Origin of the sequence: Anabaena sp. UHCC 0204, assembly GCF_009711975.1 — a bacterium.
In the GTDB taxonomy this organism is placed as follows: domain Bacteria; phylum Cyanobacteriota; class Cyanobacteriia; order Cyanobacteriales; family Nostocaceae; genus Dolichospermum.
In genome coordinates this window covers 1-2,965 of record NZ_VIKW01000078.1, presented here as the reverse complement: position 1 = coordinate 2,965, position 2,965 = coordinate 1, and the positions used below count along the sequence as shown (strand labels likewise).

4 protein-coding genes and 1 pseudogene are annotated in these 2,965 nt (G+C 37.8%); 4 read left to right on the top strand and 1 reads right to left on the bottom strand.

The annotated features are described in order from the left end of the window. Positions 1-142 precede the first annotated feature (142 nt). The 3 genes from FJR04_RS24620 (at position 143) to FJR04_RS24610 (ending at position 2,063) form a co-directional block, all read left to right on the top strand. Positions 143-508: a hypothetical protein gene (locus FJR04_RS24620; protein ID WP_168499813.1), complete on the top strand. Its 366-nt coding sequence runs from the start codon at positions 143-145 to the stop codon at positions 506-508. A gap of 209 nt (positions 509-717) precedes the next feature. Continuing rightward, the gene (locus FJR04_RS24615) at positions 718-1,257 is read left to right on the top strand and encodes a Dps family protein (RefSeq protein ID WP_168499814.1); all 540 of its coding nucleotides are present in this window, start codon (positions 718-720) and stop codon (positions 1,255-1,257) included. Between the two features lie 38 nt (positions 1,258-1,295). Further along, positions 1,296-2,063 carry a ChaB family protein gene (locus FJR04_RS24610; protein WP_168499812.1) on the top strand — a complete coding sequence of 256 codons (768 nt, stop codon included), beginning with the start codon at positions 1,296-1,298 and terminating at the stop codon, positions 2,061-2,063. Positions 2,064-2,197: 134 nt separating this feature from the next. Here the strand turns inward: FJR04_RS24610 and FJR04_RS26560 are convergent. Beyond that, positions 2,198-2,263, bottom strand: a pseudogene (locus FJR04_RS26560) (hypothetical protein); the annotation flags it as partial. Positions 2,264-2,496: 233 nt separating this feature from the next. Here FJR04_RS26560 and FJR04_RS24600 point away from each other — a divergent pair. Further along, on the top strand, positions 2,497-2,763 hold the full coding sequence (locus FJR04_RS24600; RefSeq protein ID WP_168499811.1) for a hypothetical protein: 267 nt from the start codon (positions 2,497-2,499) through the stop codon (positions 2,761-2,763). Positions 2,764-2,965 lie beyond the last annotated feature (202 nt).

Here is a 2,965-nt window from a genome sequence, read left to right as displayed (position 1 = left end):
TTGTTATCTATCTAGAGAAGTATTTTGAGTTTAGTTTTAGATTAAGTAGATTAAGTTTAATTCTCCCATAAGATTGATTAAAAAAATATTTTATTTAATTAATATTTATTATGGAAACACGAAACAACCCTAAAAATATAAAATGAACATTCTTGATTTTATTAAGTCTAGATTGCAGTTAGCATCCAGATTCATAATAGTGGCTTTTGCCTGTGCTTTCATATTTTTATTTAATGCTTTTCCGGCTTTAGCTATCAGTAGTTATCAAAGTAAACCTACAGAGGGAACGGCAAAACTATCAGAGACTCAACGCCTAACTGATGAAGCGGCTCAAGTTCCACCATTGGGACTGAAAGAAACTCAAGAAAAAACAAAAAGAGGACTTAATGAAGTTCAGGGAGATGCTGACATTGAAAAAATGAAGACTCCCGAAAATTCCCAAAATGCAACTTCAGTGCCAGAGGAAGTAGAAGGCTTTTTGGAAAAAATTACAGGGAACAAGAAGTAAATATCCTTTATAAACTATAACTACAATATCCCCGAATTATTTAAGAATTTGGGGATCTGAATTAAATCATTAATTATCAATACATCTTCCTAAAGATGGAGAAATCATGAAACGTTAATCTTACTTTTAACTGATGTGGATCATGCTGATATTTTGAGAACGTAGATTTAAGGTATTTACGTGCTAATTGAGATGAAAGAATCATGACAATACATAAAATAAACATTGGTTTGACAGAAGAACAGCGTCACGGTGTAATCAATTTGTTAAATCAAGATTTAGCAGATTCCTATGTGCTGCTAGTAAAAACGAAAAAATATCACTGGGATGTTGTTGGTCCTCAGTTCCGTAGTTTGCATGAACTTTGGGAAGAACACTATGAAGAACTGACAGAAAATATTGATAAAATAGCTGAAAGAATTCGGACTTTGGGGTGTTATCCCACTGGCACAATGGAAGGATTTCTGAGTCTGGCTACTCTCCAAGAACATAGCGGAGAAATTCCCACAGCAACGGGGATGGTAATTCAATTAGTGGAAGATCATGAGCAGATTATTCGCAATTTAAGAGCGCACTTAGATCAGTGTAGTGAAGAGTTTCATGATCAAGGTTCTGCGGATTTCTTAACTGAATTGATGGAAAAACATGAAGAAATGGCTTGGATGCTGCGCTCATTTATTGAAGGAGAAGCATTAGAACCAAATGGTCAAAAACAATCAGCAGAAACTAAAGTCCCCGTGGGTGTTTAGTTAAAAAATTGTCAACATAAAATATTAGGAGTAAACAAGTGCCAGAAGGATATCAAGCAGAGCGTACCATCTCGGCTGTATTTAAAGAACAGAAGCAAATTGATAATGTAATTCGGCGTTTATTAGATAGAGGTGTACCGAAAGATCATATTTCGGTAATGGGAAGAAATTTCCAGTCAGAAACGCGAATTTCTGGTTTTATTACGAAGCGAGATGTAATTCTCGGAGGTTTGAGAACAGGAGCAATTTTTGGTTCTTTGTTTGGTTCATTCCTCAGTTTGCTCACTGGTGTAGGTGTATTGTTTATTCCTTTTGTTGGTCCAATTGTGGCAGCAGGTCCGATTGGAGCTATATTATTAGGGGCTGCAAGTGGAGCGATCGCTGGTAGTGCTGGTGCAGGTTTGGTATCAGTTTTCACTGCTTTAGGAATGCCAGAGGACAAAGCTACACTCTATCAAACCCGCTTAGAAGCTGGTGAATTCTTAGTGATGGTAGAAGTACCGAGCGATCGCTCTGGGGAATTCCACTTAATCCTGGAAAGTTCAGGTGGTGAAGAAATTAACACAATTGAAAAAACACTACCTCACCCTTGTCCTGGAAGATGCAACAGTCCTGAAGATTTAGCCCCGGAAGTTCGGACTCATTTATCAGAAGAAGCGCAACGCATATTTATTCAGCGTTATAATACTGCACTGAATGAAAATATGGACGAACTCACATCTGAACAAATGGCATGGGATGAAGTTCATAAGCAATTTGATGAAGATGAAAATGGTGTTTGGTCAAAAGTTAAAGTTTTGCGCTAAAAACATTCAGACAACAAATTAATTATCATTAAAAATACCCGCCTAGTTATTGATCTAGATGGGTATTTTTTACGTAAAATCACTGTCGTAATCCAGTCATCTTACTCGCTATCTAGACACTAAAATAGTTTTCTTCATGCTTCCACAAAATAAATCGGGTCTTGTGGGTACTCTGGGTTAGGTAAAAATAAGCCATCTAGCCGCCGGGCTTATGCCCCAGCGTAGGCGATCGCTATTTCAACTGCAAACAAGGATTCTCAATAATTTTTTATCTTTGGCAGATAGACGAATCTTTATATTTAGTATTCATTCTAACGCCTGAAAAATATGATAATCTTAATGACTTATTGATAGTTTTTCAGCAAGAGTGAGGTGGAAGTTAAGTATGGATGCAACTGTCATCATCGCAATAATTATTGCAGTCTTTTTAATTGTGATCGTTTATCTTCTCCGCGATCGCCTAACAGACCTTTCTGTGAATGGAAGAAAAGGCACGATGAAGGTTAAAGCCAAGGCAAATGAGCCAGTACAGGATGATCCACCAGTAAATGTCGTGTTTAAGGGCAATAAACTCCGGGGTGAGGGTGAATATCGAATGCGAGACGCTGATTTTTTGGAAAACGATGTTGACGGTAAGCAGAAAGCGGAATTGGGTTATGATGAACCATTGAAGGATTCCACCGACAAAGATAACTCGTAACCGCTGGATCAATGGCAAAACTGCGTAAATTAGCGAACCGGACAAAGGAACTTGAAACATTTCTAAAAATGGCACAGGGCGACCATTATTGCCGCATTATGCTCATTGAAGGAGAATCAGGCATGGGGAAAACGTCTCTTCTTAGCCGATTTCGACAACAATGCCCAGATGAAGTGAAATATGTGCCGTTTGATTGTAAAGG